The sequence below is a fragment of the Ruminococcus sp. zg-924 genome (assembly GCF_024433635.1).
Lineage (GTDB): Bacteria > Bacillota > Clostridia > Oscillospirales > Acutalibacteraceae > UBA7067.
This window is the reverse complement of record NZ_WNJZ01000004.1, coordinates 100,787-117,373: the sequence shown is the minus strand read 5'-3', so window position 1 is coordinate 117,373 and position 16,587 is coordinate 100,787. Positions and strand designations below refer to the sequence as shown.

Annotated in this window: 13 protein-coding genes and 1 tRNA gene; 7 read left to right on the top strand and 7 right to left on the bottom strand. The window is 43.8% G+C overall.

The window, feature by feature from the left end; translation table 11 throughout:
• Positions 1-544: 544 nt before the first annotated feature.
• Together GMA13_RS03175 and GMA13_RS03170 are read right to left on the bottom strand one after the other, a co-directional pair.
• The gene (locus GMA13_RS03175) at positions 545-1,243 is read right to left on the bottom strand and encodes a bis(5'-nucleosyl)-tetraphosphatase (RefSeq protein WP_255882892.1); all 699 of its coding nucleotides are present in this window, start codon (positions 1,241-1,243) and stop codon (positions 545-547) included.
• Between the two features lie 65 nt (positions 1,244-1,308).
• Positions 1,309-2,601, bottom strand: a complete 1,293-nt coding sequence (locus GMA13_RS03170; RefSeq protein ID WP_255882891.1) for a DHHW family protein — start codon at positions 2,599-2,601, stop codon at positions 1,309-1,311.
• Positions 2,602-2,857: 256 nt separating this feature from the next.
• On the opposite strand from GMA13_RS03170, the gene GMA13_RS03165 reads away from it, so the two are divergent.
• The 4 genes from GMA13_RS03165 (at position 2,858) to GMA13_RS03150 (ending at position 7,928) form a co-directional block, all read left to right on the top strand.
• Entirely contained in the window at positions 2,858-5,479 is a 2,622-nt protein-coding gene (locus GMA13_RS03165) for a valine--tRNA ligase (RefSeq protein WP_255882890.1), read from the top strand.
• Positions 5,480-5,722: 243 nt separating this feature from the next.
• The gene (locus tag GMA13_RS03160) at positions 5,723-6,733 is read left to right on the top strand and encodes a stage V sporulation protein AD (RefSeq protein WP_255882889.1); all 1,011 of its coding nucleotides are present in this window, start codon (positions 5,723-5,725) and stop codon (positions 6,731-6,733) included.
• Positions 6,734-6,803: 70 nt separating this feature from the next.
• Entirely contained in the window at positions 6,804-7,337 is a 534-nt protein-coding gene (locus GMA13_RS03155; protein WP_255882888.1) for a phosphatase PAP2 family protein, read from the top strand.
• Between the two features lie 78 nt (positions 7,338-7,415).
• Positions 7,416-7,928 (top strand): hypothetical protein, encoded by a 513-nt coding sequence (locus GMA13_RS03150; protein ID WP_255882887.1) that lies wholly within the window; start codon positions 7,416-7,418, stop codon positions 7,926-7,928.
• 343 nt (positions 7,929-8,271) lie between these two features.
• Here GMA13_RS03150 and GMA13_RS03145 read toward each other — a convergent pair.
• The 5 genes from GMA13_RS03145 to GMA13_RS03125 form a co-directional block, all read right to left on the bottom strand.
• Positions 8,272-8,348 (bottom strand) — tRNA-Pro (locus tag GMA13_RS03145).
• Between the two features lie 47 nt (positions 8,349-8,395).
• Positions 8,396-9,607 (bottom strand): aspartate kinase, encoded by a 1,212-nt coding sequence (locus GMA13_RS03140; protein WP_255882886.1) that lies wholly within the window; start codon positions 9,605-9,607, stop codon positions 8,396-8,398.
• A gap of 102 nt (positions 9,608-9,709) precedes the next feature.
• Positions 9,710-10,606 (bottom strand): homoserine kinase, encoded by an 897-nt coding sequence (gene thrB / locus GMA13_RS03135; RefSeq protein WP_255882885.1) that lies wholly within the window; start codon positions 10,604-10,606, stop codon positions 9,710-9,712.
• A gap of 2 nt (positions 10,607-10,608) precedes the next feature.
• Positions 10,609-11,856, bottom strand: coding sequence for a homoserine dehydrogenase (locus GMA13_RS03130; protein WP_255882884.1), 1,248 nt, complete (start codon positions 11,854-11,856; stop codon positions 10,609-10,611).
• Between the two features lie 56 nt (positions 11,857-11,912).
• Positions 11,913-14,264, bottom strand: coding sequence for a transglycosylase domain-containing protein (locus GMA13_RS03125; protein WP_255882883.1), 2,352 nt, complete (start codon positions 14,262-14,264; stop codon positions 11,913-11,915).
• A 318-nt stretch (positions 14,265-14,582) separates the two neighbouring features.
• Here GMA13_RS03125 and GMA13_RS03120 point away from each other — a divergent pair, with 318 nt between their 5' ends.
• The 3 genes from GMA13_RS03120 (at position 14,583) to GMA13_RS03110 (ending at position 16,576) form a co-directional block, all read left to right on the top strand.
• Positions 14,583-14,903: a hypothetical protein gene (locus GMA13_RS03120; RefSeq protein ID WP_255882882.1), complete on the top strand. Its 321-nt coding sequence runs from the start codon at positions 14,583-14,585 to the stop codon at positions 14,901-14,903.
• Between the two features lie 243 nt (positions 14,904-15,146).
• Positions 15,147-15,620, top strand: a complete 474-nt coding sequence (locus GMA13_RS03115) for a MarR family winged helix-turn-helix transcriptional regulator (RefSeq protein ID WP_255882881.1) — start codon at positions 15,147-15,149, stop codon at positions 15,618-15,620.
• Positions 15,617-16,576 (top strand): beta-ketoacyl-ACP synthase III, encoded by a 960-nt coding sequence (locus GMA13_RS03110; RefSeq protein WP_255882880.1) that lies wholly within the window; start codon positions 15,617-15,619, stop codon positions 16,574-16,576. The genes GMA13_RS03115 and GMA13_RS03110 overlap by 4 nt, the downstream gene beginning before the upstream one ends.
• The last annotated feature ends 11 nt before the right edge of the window (positions 16,577-16,587 follow it).

Genomic DNA, 16,587 nt, shown 5'->3' with positions numbered 1-16,587 from the left:
GGATTAAATATAACAAAAGCTCACTATCTCTTTACCGCAGTTATCCTGTAGTTCGAGAGATATGAGCATAAAGATAATCGAAAAATTAAATTATTCAACAATTACAGTAGCACTGCAACAAGTCCTTCTGTATCCTCTGCCCTGCGCAGAGTAATGCTCATATACAAACCAACTAAGCTTATTTAAGATATGGTTATATTTTACATCATTTTTGCAAAAAGTTCAACCGTTAATTTAAATTTCTGCCTGTCTTCGCTCACAAAAATCTCGCTCGCTTTTTATGAATATTTCACAATAAATGTGCCTATCGCTTATAATTTTCCAAATTCCACTGTTTTTATTGTGTAATTTTACCAGAGTTTATGTATCGTCAGAGCTTTTTTAAATTTCCTCTGCTAAATTTTATTATCATTATTATTCTCTGCAAAATTTGTATATTTATGTATATTTATGTATAATCCCATAAAAATACAACACCTTATCCAAGACCGATGTATAAATATTAAATTTTACAAATTAAGATATTCTTACCTGTCCGTTGATTTCAGTGCCGGTCATGCGCCTGAATCGCCCTTTGCGCCGATTCAATAATTCTCAAATCATTTTGGTAGCTGCACATATGCTTTGCCTGTTCAAAACTTACCCAAATATAGCTCTCTATCTCGCTGCGCTGAATTTTAACATGGTCACTCTCGGTCTCAGCCAAAAAGAACACCACACGCTTCTGTATATTTCCAAACGGCGAATAGTCGCTGACCTGACGGAAACCTCGATAAATTTTCACCTGAAGTCCCGTTTCCTCATATACCTCTCTAAGAGCCGTCTGATGTTCGTTTTCACCAACCTCCATATGCCCTTTAGGGAACGACCAGTATTTTCCGTTGCAGTTTCTTACAAGCAAAAGCCTGATTCCGTCCCTTCCCCTGTGAAAAACAACCGCGCCACAGGATTTTTCATATAAACAGCTTAGGTGTGCCCCGTCAGGGAACCTGCCGCTTTGCTGCAAAACCTCGGCAAGCTTAGATTGATAAAAAATCTGTCCCTGCGGCGCAACTATAAGTCTGTTTTCGTTTTTCACTTGCAGCATAGCAATTACTCTGCCGTAAAAGCTCTCTGCCGGTCTTGTGCTCGACACAATGTAAACCGGAGTGTTCTTCATACTGCTGACGCTTATATAACCCGAATACAAACCTCGCTCGCTTAAACAGCCATAAAGCGTTGTATCGGCGTTCATCCCCAGCATTAAAACACCCCCTTTGTACCATCAGTCCATGCTGTGACTATATATATAATGTAAGCTTTTGTATTTTAACTGAAAAGCTCCTTCATTTTGTTAACCTGCGCCGCACTGTTCGCAGACATTATTCCGTTTAAAAACAGTACGTTCTTTATTCCCTTTTTGTTGCAGTAGTCCTTAACACTGCCGTCGTAGTATCTGAAATCTATAACGTGTACCTCGTCATAGCCTGACGCCAAAAAAGGCACAATAGCACTGCCAAAGGTGTCTTTAACAACAAGAAGCTTATTTCCGTCGTTCTTATCTTCATTATCAACAACAAACAGAGGATTATCACCGTGGATAAACACATCAAGCTTATCCTCGTCCTCGTCAAACTCAGTTTTATACATTTCAGTACTCTTAGCTTCAGGCGATATCGTTCCGTCGGCATTTCTCTCAATAACCGTACATTTGTATTTTCCCGGAATATCATAGTAACTAATCGTATCCGGATTAGACTTTAAATCCTCGTTGTCCGTAGAAGCAACGTAAGAGCCAAGGTAATCCTTTATGGTATGCTTTTTAAGCGAAGCCAAGTCCAGCGGCTCAAGTCCCGCCACCTTCGCAAAGGCGGTGTACGCCTGATAAGCACCAAGGCTTGTCCAGCGGTTGTCGGTGTTATAGAAAATATAATCGTTGCGTTTTTCACCAATCTCATTAAACACATCAACGGGTATTACCATCTCACCGTAGTTGCTGTAAATCACTGTTGTGTTGTCACGCTGAGCGTTTGTGCCAATATCATCCAAAACGCTGTCGGGCAAACCGTAGGCTGTGTGATTAGGCACAACCATATTATAAACGTTTATATCGTCACCAAGGGTCTTCCTGAACTCAGCAATAGCTCCCGAATATATAAGCGCAGATTTTTCATCGCCCTTAAATATGTCATAACCTGCCGAATTGCGTATATACAGTCCGCCGTCTGTGTATCCGTCCTCGCCGCTATCCTCAAGCTCTGGCAGCTCCTTTGTCACCGGAGTATATGGAGCAATTGTAGCCGGCTGAGTTTCGGCTATGGTTTCCGTTTTTTCACCCCGACTGTTTTGAGCACTGCACCCTCTGAATATAAATACGGCAACAATGGCAACTGTTGCCAGTATAGCAAGCACCGTGAAAAATACTGCCGCACGCTTCTTGGCTCTTTTCTTTCTCTGAGCCTCTTTCTTGCGGTAGTATTCACGTCTGCCACGAGCATTACTGCGTCCCGGATACGGCGGCTCCTTGCCTGTTCTGTACCTCGAGCTTTTAATACCCATATTGCGGCGGTCTTTCTTTGGCTCTTTTTCACTTCTTTTGTTCTGTGATTCTCTATCTGCCATATAAATCAATTCCTTTGTCAAAAATCGTTGTATTTGGACTGCAACCGTCGAAATACGCAGATTATTATGATATATTATATCACAAAATCAAGTTCAACTCAATATTTATTTTGGTAATATTTAAATTTCCGAATCAGATCTGAGTTGGAATTATCGGCAGCCACCTCCTTAGCATTGACAAAACTGCGTTAAAATGTGATAATATAGATTGACAAAATTTTCGTAAATCAGCATTTTACCGAAAGGAAGAAGTACAATGGCAAAGGAACTTGCAAAAGCCTACAACCCCAAGGAGGTTGAGGACAAAATCTATGATTTTTGGCTTGACGGAAAGTTTTTTCACGCAAAGCTTGATAAGGATAAAAAGCCGTACACAATAGTGATGCCGCCACCAAACATTACGGGTCAGCTCCATATGGGTCACGCACTTGACAACACCTTGCAGGATATTCTTATCCGCTACCACAGAATGTCCGGTTATGACACACTTTGGGTGCCCGGCACCGACCACGCATCAATTGCAACAGAGGCAAAGATTGTTGAAGCTATGAAGAAAGAGGGCATTACCAAGGACGACCTCGGACGTGACGGCTTTCTTGAAAGAGCGTGGGCATGGAAGGAACAGTATGGCGGCAGAATAACACAGCAGCTTAAAAAGCTCGGAAGCTCCTGCGACTGGGACAGAGAGCGCTTTACTATGGACGAGGGCTGCTCTGACGCTGTTAAAGAGGTATTTGTATCCCTTTATGAAAAGGGACTTATCTACCGAGGCGAAAGAATGATAAACTGGTGTCCTCACTGCCTTACCTCAATATCCGACGCTGAGGTCGAGTACGAAGAGCAATCAGGTCACTTCTGGCATCTGCGCTACAAGCTGACAGACGGCAGCGGATATATTTATCTTGCAACAACCAGGCCGGAAACACTCCTCGGCGATACAGCCGTTGCAGTTCATCCGGACGACGAAAGATACAAGGATATGGTAGGCAAGACGGTAATTCTGCCGATTGTAGGCCGTGAAATACCGATTGTTGCCGATACCTACGTTGAGCCGGATTTTGGAACAGGTGTTGTTAAAATCACGCCTGCCCATGACCCCAACGACTTTGAGGTGGGTCTGCGCCATAACCTTGAGGTTATAACTGTTATGACCCCTGACGCCAAAATCACCGAGGATTACCCAAAGTATGCCGGTATGGACAGATATGAAGCAAGAAAAGCCATTGTTGAAGATTTAAAGGCAGAGGGCGCTCTTGTAAAGATAGAGGATTACAGCCATAACGTTGGCACCTGCTACCGCTGCGGCACAACAGTTGAGCCGAGAGTTTCAAAGCAGTGGTTTGTTAAGATGAAGCCGCTTGCAGGTCCGGCTATCAAGGCGGTTGAAAACGGAGAAACAAAGTTTGTTCCGCAGCGCTTTGAAAAGGTATATTTCCACTGGTTGAACAACATCCGTGACTGGTGCATCTCAAGACAGCTTTGGTGGGGTCACAGAATTCCTGCGTGGTACTGCGCCGACTGCGGTGAAATCACCGTTTCAAAGGATACTCCCCACGAGTGCTGTAAGTGCCACAGCACAAACATAAAGCAAGACCCCGACACGCTTGACACATGGTTCAGCTCAGCTCTCTGGCCGTTCTCGACACTCGGCTGGCCAAAAAACACAGCGGAGCTTGAGCATTATTACCCCACAAACACTCTCGTTACAGGCTACGATATTATTCCGTTCTGGGTTATGAGAATGATGTTCTCAGGCATTGAGCAAACAGGCAAGGCTCCTTTCAACACTGTTTTGATTCACGGTCTTGTTCGTGACGAGCAGGGCAGGAAAATGTCAAAATCACTTGGCAACGGCATTGACCCGCTTAAAATTATTGACGAATACGGCGCAGACGCACTCAGACTTATGCTTGCAACAGGCAACTCACCCGGCAACGATATGCGCTTCAGCGACAAAAAGGTTGAAGCTTGCCGCAACTTTGCAAACAAGCTCTGGAATGCATCACGCTTTGTTCACATGAATATTGACGATTATGACGTTTTAAATGAGCTGCCCGAAAAGCTTGAAGCCGAGGACAAGTGGATTTTAAATACACTCAACAACACAGCAAAAGAGGTTAACGAAAACATCAAGAATTTTGAGCTTGGCATTGCCGTTCAAAAGGTTTACGATTTCATCTGGGACTGCTACTGCGACTGGTACATTGAGCTTGCAAAGGCTCGCCTGCAGAGCGATTCGGCGCAGAACGCAAGACAGGTTCTCGTATGGGTTCTCGACAAAGCCCTTAAGCTTTTACACCCGTTTATGCCGTACATCACCGAGGAGATATGGCAAACTCTTCCGCACAGCGAGGACAGCCGCACAATTATGCTTGAGCAGTATCCGATATTTGATGAAAGCCTCTGCTTTGAAGAAGCAAGCGCACAGATGGAAACCGTTATGGAGGCTATCCGCAGCATACGCACAAGAAGAAGCGAGATGAATGTTCCGCCTTCACGAAAAGCTAAGGTTTACATTGCAACAGAAAAGCAGTCTGTGTTTGAAAGCGGCAAAGCGTTCATAATCAAGCTTGCATCTGCAAGTGAGGTTGAAATCGGCAGTGCATTTGAGATTGACGGCGCAGTTACAATAGTTACTGCCGACGCTAAAATATATATCCCGATGGAGGAGCTTGTTGACAAAGAGGCAGAGCTTGCAAGACTCAACAAAGAGCTTGCAACAACAAAAAAAATGCTCGCTCAGTCTGAGGGTAAGCTAAACAATCAGGGTTTTATCTCAAAAGCGCCTGCAAAGGTTGTTGAAACCGTTAAGGGTCAGGCGGCAAGAGAGCGTGAAAAGATTGCTATGATTGAAGCAGCAATCACCGCTTTGAAGTAAAAACTAAAAAAATCACTAAGGGGCTGTAAAAAACAGCCTCTTTTTGTATCAAAATACTGTTATAAATACGTTGTATTGAATGGTTAATTGTAATGTAATCAAATTCACAATATTGCAATTAAATTTTACTTACAGCAAATTTAATCGGTCTTACGGCAGGTTAAATATTTGCTTATTTTCTGCTTTTGTGTATATTATCCGCCTGACTGCAAAAAATAAAACAAAAGATTTGCAGGTGATAATATGATAAGCAGGCACGGAAGAAGTACCTTTACCCTTAATAACCGCCCGTCAATAATCAGCCGAGGGTCGGTTGTCGGCAAAACAGAGGGTGAAGGTCCTCTTAAAGACTTTTTTGACAAAATATATTACGATTCAACCGCCGGACAGGACACTTGGGAAAAGTCAGAGAGCTTTTTTCAGCAGCAGGCATTTTTGGAAGCGCTCGAAAACGGACAGCTTCATCCGCAGGACATTGACGTTATGTTCTCAGGCGACCTGTTAAACCAGTGCATTTCTTCAAGCTTCGGTTTGCTTGAATTCAATGTGCCGTACCTCGGTCAGTACGGAGCCTGCTCAACAATGGCTCAGTCGCTGCTTTTAAGCTCGCTTTTTGTAAACTGCGGAATTGCAGACATGGCGGCAGCTGTAACAGCTTCGCACTTCTGCTCGGCAGAGCGGCAGTTCCGTTTTCCGCTTGAATACGGAGGTCAACGCACACCAACAGCACAGCGCACAGTCACCGGCGGCGGCTGTGCAATAGTGGGTAAAAGAGTAGCGGGCAAGCCGTTTGTAAACGCTGTTCACATTGGTAAGATGGTTGACCTCGGCATAAAGGATGCAAATAATATGGGTGCGGCTATGGCTCCGGCAGCGGCACAGAGCATATCCGAATTTTTGCTTGACACCGAAACAAAGCCATCAGACTACGATTTAATTCTAACCGGCGACCTCGGTGAGGTAGGCTCAAGCCTACTGTGTGAGCTAATGCTTAAGGAGGGCATGGATATCTCTCAAAATCACAACGACTGCGGATTGCTGATATTCGACCGTGATGGGCAGGACGTTCATGCAGGCGGAAGCGGCTGCGGCTGTGCTGCGTCGGTATTTTGCTCATGTATTTTGAAATCTATTGAAGAAGGACGGCTTAAAAATGTTATACTCGCCGCAACCGGTGCGCTGATGTCGCCTACCTCATCTCAGCAGGGTGAAAGCATACCGGGAATTTCCCACATTGTAAATGTAATGATTTAATTAAATTTTCGGTGACAAATGTATATTACTGTGCTATAATAAAGCTAACTCAGAGTATAGGAGTAGTTTTATGATAGAGCGTGTTCAGTTCTTTGATGATATAGTCCTAAGCTGGATGGGCAAAATGCACACACCGAGAAGAAATAAGATTATGACCTTCTTCTCTAAAATAGGGGAAAAGGGCATTGTTTGGTTTACAATGTGCATACCTCTTCTGATTTATGCACCGTGGCGATTTTTCGGTGCAAACATTATTGTCGGCCTTGCCATTGCTCATCTTGCCGGAGAAATTATAATTAAGCATATTGTAAGAAGGGTGCGGCCTTGCCATAAACTTGAGGATGATCAACTTGTTGTGAAACGGCCAAAGTATTATTCCTTTCCGTCAGGACACACAACCTCATCGTTTGCGGTTTTTGCGGTTACACTTTTTCGTTGCTGGCCGCTGTCATTTCTTGTATTTTTTATTGCAGCTATGATAGCTATTTCAAGATTATATCTCAGGGTTCATTATCTGACCGACGTTGTCGTGGGTATGCTTTTAGGCTTTGTCTGCGGCAGCATTTCTGTTATTATCTTCAACACGATGACCCTTCCGTTTTAAACCTTCATCCGGGATTGACGGACTAAAAATAATATGTTAGCATAGTAGTAGTATATTAGAGTTAAGGAAGTATCTGTTATGGACAGTAATTTACCAAAAAATGCACTGACGGCTAATGCACAAAATAAAAGCAAGCTCCTTTTTGTTACCGGCATAATATTGATTGTAGCGAGCGCATTGAGTATTTTAGCAACTTTGCTTATAGTTTTTTTCAGCGCTATTGCGATAATAGTCGGCGACGTAAACCTTGGTGTGGACTTTAGCGCAGTAATGATAGGTATTTCTCTTGCTTTTGGCGCAGTGTTAGCTCCTGTGTCGCTTTACGCTGCGATTCGCGGTATAATGCAGAGCAACCTCATAAAATGCCGTAAGCTCGGTGTTGTTATGATTATTCTCAACTCCGTAACTCTCGTTGCGGATTTATTAAGCACAATTTCCTTCAATGACGATATTGAGATGATTATTGCTCAGATTATTTACCGTGCCGCATTTTCGTTCACCCTGCCGGTTTTGTATTTAATCGGCACGAACATAGCAATAAAAAGGCAGGAGCCGGACAGGAAGTATAAGGATATTATTAAGTCAATATAAGAATAAAAATCTATAATAAAATCGTTCCCGGTTGAGTCAAGGCAACAGCTCTTGATTTAACCGGGTTTTTGTTTTTATGGAATATGGATAAATTGTAATTGTTATTCTCGCCCTAATATACAATCCAAAGATACATTATAATAATCAGCAGGCTTTACCAAATGTTCAACGGGTATTGTCTGAAATCCCCTCTCATATCTTGAATAAACTGTTTATTGTATTCCATAATTTCTGCAACATCAACTTGCTTTAAGTAATTATCCTCCCTCAAGTCCCTTAAGCGCGAAGAACTCTTAGTTAGAAAAAACACCTCTTTTGTCCATAGACAAAAGAGGTGTTTTCGTGGTCCGAGTGACAGGAGTCGAACCTGCGGCCTCTTGAACCCCATTCAAGCGCGCTACCAAACTGCGCTACACCCGGATATATTAAGCCGAAGATTATTCTTCGGCTTATTTTTAATTTAAATTTTATTCAGCATCAAAGAACTTTGCGTGAATTGCGCTTACTGCTCTGTCTGCATCATCAGCATTGATAAGAACAGAAACCTTAATCTCGCTTGTTGAAATCATCTGAATGTTAATTTGGTTGTCATAAAGAGCCTCAAACATCTTTGATGCAACGCCGGCGTGAGTTTCCATACCTGCGCCAACAATTGAAATCTTTGCTACGTTCTCATCATAAAGAACCTCGCCGGCACCAATTGCTGCCGAGTAGTCCCCTAAGATTGAAACAGCCTGCTGGCCCTTCTCCTTAGCAACAGTAAAGGTAATGTCCTTTGTATTATCTCTGCCGATAGATTGAAGAATAATATCAACATTAATATCCTTTGCAGAAAGCTTTGAGAACATTTTGAATGCAAGACCGGGTCTGTCAGGAATATTGGTAACAGAAATTCTTGCAACGTTTGTATCCTTAGCAACACCGCTTATCAACATTTTTTCCATTTTAGCCGTCTCCTTAACGATTGTACCCGGTGCACAAGTCAGGCTTGAAAGCACCTCAAGCTCAAGATTATATTTTTTAGCCATTTCAACACTGCGGTTGTGAAGCACCTGAGCGCCCAGTGTTGCAAGCTCAAGCATTTCATCATATGAAATCTCATTAAGCTTCTTTGCGTTTTTAACCTTTCTCGGGTCTGCTGTGTAAACACCCTCAACGTCTGTGTATATCTGACAAAGGTCAGCGTGAAGCGCACAGGCAATTGCAACTGCGCTTGTGTCAGAGCCGCCTCTGCCAAGTGTTGTAACATCGCCATACTGGCTGATGCCCTGGAAACCTGCCACAACAACAATGTTTCTTCTGTCAAGCTCGCCCTTAAGTCTTTCAGCAGCTATTCTTCTGATTCTTGCATTTGTATGCATAGCAGTTGTCTGGAAACCTGCCTGCCAGCCAAGAAGCGAAACTACCGGATAGCCGAGCTTCTGAATAGCCATAGCCAAAAGAGAAATCGAAATCTGCTCACCGGCTGCAAGAAGCATATCCTTCTCACGGTTAGTAGCATTTGGGTTAATCTCATTTGCCTTTTCAATCAAATCGTCCGTTGTGTCACCCTGCGCCGAAACAACAACCACAACATTGTTGCCGTTTTTATAGGTGTCGGTAACAATTTTGGCGACATTCATAACTCTCTGTGCGTCAGCAACAGATGTACCGCCAAACTTCTGTACTATAAGGCCCATTGGTATTCCTCCAATATTTTTCCCTCTTGCTCTCCCCTTTCGGAAGAGCGTCCTTAAAAGATTTTAATAGCTTTTATGTAAAATGTCAAGTGCAAATTTGAATTATTCAATAAATATTCTTGCACCGTTGCTTTCCGGCAAAAGAGTCAAAAGATGCCAGCCGCATATCCCCTTCTCCTCAAGAGAAGCTATTGCATGCTTTTCAAAGGTAGCAGCGCCCTCCTCGTCAACTATGGCAATTATAGACGGACCTGCGCCGCTTATGCAGGTTCCGTAAGAGCCAAGTTCATAGCTTATACGGAAAACAGTGTCATAGCCCTCAATAAATCCCTTACGGTACGGCTGATGCAACCTGTCCTGTACGGCTACACGAAGATTCTCAAGGCTGCCTGAAAAGAGAGCTGATGTCATCAGCGCTGAGCGTGACAGATTAAAAACTGCGTCCTGCCTTGAGTAGCTGTCCGGCAGCGCACCTCTCGCCTTTTCCGTCTTAAGCTCAAACGGAGGAACAAACACCGCAAAGCGGATGTTGTTGGCAACAGGAACTGTTACACTGTAAATCCTGCCGCCGTCCATAGCCGAGGTAACAAGGCCGCCTGTAATACACGGCGTTGTATTGTCGGGGTGACCCTCTATTGCAACGGCGAGGGTTTCAAGGTCGTTGGTTGACAGCGGATTGCCCAAAAAGCGGTTTGCGCCGACAAGGCCTGCCACAATGCAAGCCGAGCTGCTGCCCAGCCCCCTTGTCATCGGTATATTGTTTTCCTGAATTATTCTTAATCCTGGCAGCTTTTTGCCGCACTCCTCATAAAGCCTCTGAGCAGACCAGTAAATCAGGTTGTTTTCGTCTGTCGGAACCTTAACGCTGTCCTTTGACGATATGTCAATAACATCGCTTTCCTCCATCCAAACCTGATTGTATAGCGTAAGCGCAACGCCGAGGCTGTCAAAACCCGAGCCTAAGTTTGCGCTTGTTGCCGGAACTTGAATTCTAATCATAATTACAAATCATCACCCATACGAATTCTCGACTCAATCACAATGCCGTTCTTAACAAGCTTATCGGCAAGCTCGTTAAACTTCTTAACTGTCATTGGCTTTGTGATAAACGCCGCCTCGTTTTCAGCACTGCCCTGACTTGTGATGAAGCTTACCTCACCTAAGGCAGCCTTTGCAGTAGACTTAATGTCAGTGCCGGCTGCATAAGAAACTCTTAAGTACATTGAGCATACGCTCTCGTCATATGGGAGTACATATTCGTTTTCGCTATCCGCCCAATACAGATATTTTCTCGCCTTAAGGTGCTTGATGCAGTCGATAACATCTGCAACAACTGCGCTTGCAGTCGGCATCTTGCCTGCGCCCTTGCCGTAGAAAACAACATCACCTGTTGAATCGCCTCTTACCATAATTCCGTTAAATACATCGTCAACACCGGCAAGCTGGCTGCTGCTTTCAAGAATCATCGGAGCAACAAATATATCAATTCTGCCGTCATCAAGCTTCTTTACGCTGCCAATAAGCTTGATAACTCCGCCCCAAGCCGAAGCATAAGCAACATCGGCAAGAGTGATTTTTGATATGCCCTCTGTATGTATGTTGTCAGGGTAAACGTGCTTGCCGTATGCAAGCGAAGCGAGAATACAAATTTTTCTTACAGCGTCAAGGCCCTCAACATCCGCTGTTGGGTCTTTCTCTGCATAGCCGAGCCTCTGTGCAAGTGAAAGTGCGTCCTCAAAAGACATCTGCTCTCTTATCATTTTTGTTAAAATGAAGTTTGTTGTACCGTTGAGTATTCCTGCAACCTCAACAACCTCGTTTGCGGCAAGGCACTGGCTCATTGGGCGAATAATAGGAATACCGCCGCCTACGCTCGCTTCAAACAGGAAATTCACATTATTATCCTGCGCAATCTGCAAAAGCTCTGCTCCCTTAGCGGCAACAAGCTCCTTGTTTGAGGTTACAACGCTCTTGCCCTTTTCAAGGCACTGCTTAACGAAATCGTAAGCAGGGCGAAGTCCGCCCATAACCTCAACAACAACCTTAACCTCGTCATCGTTAATAATATCGTTAAAGTCCTTTGTAAACTTTTCCTCAAGCGGGTCGCCCGGAAATTCTCTTATATCAAGAATATATTTTATGTTTATCTCTTCCTTGGCACGCTTTGCGAGGCTCTCCTTGTGAGTAACAATAATCTCTGCTACACCCGATCCTACTGTGCCGTAACCCATAATTGCTATATTAATCATCTGTACACCTCTTAAAAAATTTTATTCTACCAAGCTCAAATCACAATGCATACGCACTATTCATCGGCAGGAACGCTTGTCTGCGATGACGGATTATCATCTACTCCGACATCGACATAAGTATCGGTCTGATATTCGCTGCTTTCTCCGCCGTAATCAGTCCAGTCGTTTTCAGGCTCAGTGTAATAGTCTGAGCTTTCACTGCTTGAGCTTTCGCTGCTCGAAGATGAAGAGTTCCAGTAGTTTGAAGAATATCCGTGATAGCCACTGCAGTATTCCGGTCTGTTATCCTCTGTATAATAACCGATTTTTGTATTGTAGCAGTAGCTTGAAGCAAGCTTGCCGGTGCTTTCGCAATAGGCAATCGGTGTAACATTGTCGGACAGCTCGTATTCCTTATATTCTTTATCCGCAAGATAATGTGCCATAAGGTCATGGAAGGTTTGCTCGGCATAGCCGTTGCCCTGAATAGAAGCCGGACTGTCAAAACCGGTCCAGCTGCCAAGCACGCAGTACGGCGACATACCAATAAACCAGTGGTCTATTGCCCAGTCGGTTGTACCTGTCTTGCCTATAATATCCCAGCTTCCTATTCTGGCTATATAAGCGGCAGTATGAGAAGGGTTATTATAAACAACATTGTAATGGAGCAGGCGGTTCATAATTGTAGCCGTTTCCTCCGAATAAGCCTTGGTCGGCATAGCGTCACGGTTATCTATAATAATATTGTCGTTCTGGTCTGTTACATAATAATATGTGTAAGGAGTGTAATACTTTCCTCCGTTGCCCATATAAGCATACGAGGCAACCATCTCTCTTACAGTAACGCCGCCGTTCATACCGCCGATTGACAGAGCGCCCAAATTTTGAGCGTCCTCAGACGACAGGTTTCTAAAGCCCATCTTGTTAATAGCTTGGTTATAAGCCGACTTTGTGCCTATTAAATTCATTGTCTGCACTGCGGCTGCGTTCAAAGAACGCTCGATAGCCTCCGGCAGAAGAATGTCGTGGTGGTAAGTGCCGTCAGAGTTGTTAGGACCCGGTTTCCAGTTGCCGTTTTCGTCCTTGTCCCATTTTTCAATCGGCTCATCCTTTACATATGAGGAGAAGTTGTATAAGCCCTCCTCAATTGCCATCGGGTAAGGGATAACGGGCTTAATTGAAGAACCCGGCTGGAGCGTTGAGTCAACCGTTCTGTCCCAAACAAGGTCCTGCGTTTTCTTTTCACGGCTGCCTACTGTTGCAATAATTCTGCCGTCGAAGCCCATCATCACAATACCTGTCTGCAAATTCGGGTCACTCGGCGTATCCATATCAAGAACATACTGCTCGGCAAAATCCTGCATATCCTCGTCCATTGCACAGTATATCTTAAGACCCTCTGTGTAAATCTTTGAAGACGCACTTTCCTCACTGATGTTGAGAGCCTGAGCAAGGTCAACCGTTAAGTCCTTGAGCAGGGCGTCCTCATACCAGTTTCTGACGCTGCTCTTATTCTCTTCCTCTTCCTCTTCCTGCTCAAGCATCGGGTTGTTGTAGTTGCCCACAAACTTCATATTTTTGGATTCCTTCATTGCCTCATCGTACTCTTCCTTGGTTATCATCTCCTGGTCATACATTGCTCTGATAACCGTTTCACGGCGCTTTTGGTTTGCCTCAGGATATTCAAGAGGGTCATAAGCAGAAGGGTTCTGAGTAATTCCTGCAATTGCCGCACACTGAGCAATTGAGCAATCGCTTATATTCTTTGCAAAATACAGGTTTGCCGCCGACTGAACGCCGTTGCAGCCCGCACCGTAGTTTACTATATTAAGGTAAGCCTCCAGAATCTCATCCTTGGTGTACTCACGTTCAAGGTTTAAGGCTCTAAAAATTTCGTTGAGCTTTCTTGTTATGCTTACCTCGTTATCGTTCGTAATATTTTTTATGAGCTGCTGGGTCAGCGTTGAGCCGCCGTAGCTGTCGCCTCCCGCAAGACTAAGCACAGCGCCCGCAGTTCTTGTCCAGTCAACACCATTGTGCTCATAAAAACGCTTGTCCTCTATGGCAACCTGAGCGTCCTTCATATACTGCGGTATATCCTTTAAGTCAACCCAGATTCTGTTCTCACTGCTGTGCAGGCGGTCATACTCAACCGGCTCGTTATTATCATCGTAAACATAAATAATGCTGGTCAGATTAAGCTTTGAGGCGTGCAAATCTATACCGGTTGGCTGATTTGCAAGCTGTAGCAGATAAATTCCAACTGAAATTCCTACAACCACAAACGAAATAATTAGTATCAACAGAACCGTTGAGAAAATCTTCCATATTGTTGATAGACACCGTCTGGGCAAACTTTTTTCTATTATCGCCGAGTTGTCCTGCGGAGAATCATCGGTAAATTTACTTATATCGGTTTTCCTCACAAGCTTTACCTCCTTGTTATTTTAAAATCCGCATTTCATAAAATCTATATGTTCCCTGCCTCATATAAAACAGCAGACCTCATTTGAGTACAAAAACCTATTTTGGATTATACCACTAAATTAAAAAAAATGAAATGCTTTTTTTGCACATTTTTCTCTTTTAATTGATTATTTACGTTTTTTTCATAAAATTCTGCCTCTCTTCGTGCAAATAGTTCCGTAAGCTTATTTACAGCATATATTTTCGCCCGTTTTTTAAAGCATAATCCTTAAAAAAGCATAAACAATAAATATATATGAATTTTAGGACGTGTTTTAATGAGCAGACGTTTAGTATTTTGCCTTGTATTAACTATAGCCTTCCTTTCAATTATCGGCGTAATCTCCTCTCTTACCCCCGGCACTCCGCAGGCGAAGCCACGCATTTTTGAAACCGAACCGAGTAAAGCCTGTGAATATATTGTAAAAGAGTTTTACGGTAGGGTGGCGGTATTTGAAAACGGCAAGGAAACACCCCTTGATATAACAGATACCGCTATTGATTCGCTGCCCGATTTTGACAAGCAGCAGCTGAAAATAGGCGTATATGCCGCAAACGAGCGTGAGCTGAAGCGGCTGCTTGAGGATTATTGCAGCTGACAGCCTTCGCCCTTTTACTCACACAGCCCACTGTATTATATTGTATATAAAGAAAGCCGTAGCCGTCCTACATCGGCGGCATTCAGCTTACATAAATAAAGGCTTATTTTTTCTGAAAATCTGCATATTACTGTGAATAATGCCTAAATCCCGTTTAAAGCCGCACTTTACCTTGACAAACAGGCTTTTCGGGGATAAAATTATTTAGGTTATTTAACTAATTTTATCAAAGGAGCTTGATGAATGGAGGATTCCTTTTCCGACAGATTGAGCGACGCTATGGGAAAAAGCTATGTGCTTTTTTCAAGGGTTGAGCAGTCAATGCTTTCAAGGTCAAAGCGACTGAACCTTTCCATCTGCGAGCTCAATTTTATTGAAGCAATCAACAAAAACCCTCTTGTGGGCAAAACAATCGGGGAGATAGCGTCTGAATTGATGATAACCCCGGCATCCGTAACCGCAATGGTAAACAAGCTTGAGAAAAAAGGATATGTAACCAGAAAAAAGAGCATTGCCGACGGCAGACAGGTATATGTACAGCTGACTGAAAACGGCAGACACGCCGACAGAATACACAAACGCTTTCACCGCAATATGGCTAACACAATTTCCTGCAATATGAGCGAGAGCGAAAAGAATCTGCTGGTTGACTGCATTGAACGAATTAACATCTTTTTGAACTCAAGGCTAAAAAAAATGGAGGAATTTAAATCATGAGTTTCAGTATTTTAGGCACCGGACGAGCTGTGCCGGAGCACATAGTGTCGAATGATGATCTTTCAATGATGGTTGAAACAAACGATGAATGGATCAGAACAAGAACAGGCATCCACAACAGAAGAGTTATTACAACCGAAACTATGACAGAGCTTTGCGTAACCGCAGCCAATCAGGCTCTTGATAACGCAGGCATCACAGCAAAAGATCTTGACCTTATTATATGCGCTACAATGAAGGGTATGTATATTACCCCGTCCGAGGCTTGCGTTATTCAAAAGGAAATCGGCGCTTCCTGCCCTGCCTTTGACTTAAACGCTGCCTGCTCAGGTTTTATATACTCGTTAGACGTTGCAGACGGCTTCTTCGCAAGAGGAAAGGTTAAGCACGCTTTAATTGTAGCTTTCGACAACCTTTCCAATATGGTAGACTGGACAGACCGTTCAACATGTGTTCTGTTCGGTGACGGCGGCGGCGCCGTTGTATTGGGCGAAGGCGACGGACTTAAATCAATCCACCTCACCGCAAACGGCAACACAGACGTTCTTTTCGCTCCAAGAGGAGAGCTTATATCTCCGTTTGATACACACAAAGGCGACAAACCTGTACTCCATATGGCAGGACAGGACGTATATAAATTTGCAGTTACAAATATGATAAGAGGAATCCGCAAGGTTATCAAGGACGCAGGTCTTGAGCAGACCGAAATCAACTATATGATACCTCACCAGGCAAACATCAGAATAATCGACGCCGCAGCGTCAAAGCTTGATATTCCCCGTGAAAACTTTGTTGTAAACGTGGGCGAATACGGCAACACCTCGGCAGGCAGTATTCCGATTTGCCTTGATGAAATAAACAAGCAGGGAAAGCTCAAAAAGGGCGATTACATCGTAATGTGTGCTTTCGGAGCCGGACTTACAACCGGCAGCTGCGTAATTCAGTGGGATAAATAAAGAAAGGAAAA

Coding starts and splice junctions, on each gene's coding strand:
- GMA13_RS03175 (WP_255882892.1), bottom strand. CDS start 1,243: ATGCTGGGGATGAACGCCGATACAACGCTTTATGGCTGTTTAAGCGAG.
- GMA13_RS03170 (WP_255882891.1), bottom strand. CDS start 2,601: ATGGCAGATAGAGAATCACAGAACAAAAGAAGTGAAAAAGAGCCAAAG.
- GMA13_RS03165 (WP_255882890.1), top strand. CDS start 2,858: ATGGCAAAGGAACTTGCAAAAGCCTACAACCCCAAGGAGGTTGAGGAC.
- GMA13_RS03160 (WP_255882889.1), top strand. CDS start 5,723: ATGATAAGCAGGCACGGAAGAAGTACCTTTACCCTTAATAACCGCCCG.
- GMA13_RS03155 (WP_255882888.1), top strand. CDS start 6,804: ATGATAGAGCGTGTTCAGTTCTTTGATGATATAGTCCTAAGCTGGATG.
- GMA13_RS03150 (WP_255882887.1), top strand. CDS start 7,416: ATGGACAGTAATTTACCAAAAAATGCACTGACGGCTAATGCACAAAAT.
- GMA13_RS03140 (WP_255882886.1), bottom strand. CDS start 9,607: ATGGGCCTTATAGTACAGAAGTTTGGCGGTACATCTGTTGCTGACGCA.
- thrB (WP_255882885.1), bottom strand. CDS start 10,606: ATGATTAGAATTCAAGTTCCGGCAACAAGCGCAAACTTAGGCTCGGGT.
- GMA13_RS03130 (WP_255882884.1), bottom strand. CDS start 11,856: ATGATTAATATAGCAATTATGGGTTACGGCACAGTAGGATCGGGTGTA.
- GMA13_RS03120 (WP_255882882.1), top strand. CDS start 14,583: ATGAGCAGACGTTTAGTATTTTGCCTTGTATTAACTATAGCCTTCCTT.
- GMA13_RS03115 (WP_255882881.1), top strand. CDS start 15,147: ATGGAGGATTCCTTTTCCGACAGATTGAGCGACGCTATGGGAAAAAGC.
- GMA13_RS03110 (WP_255882880.1), top strand. CDS start 15,617: ATGAGTTTCAGTATTTTAGGCACCGGACGAGCTGTGCCGGAGCACATA.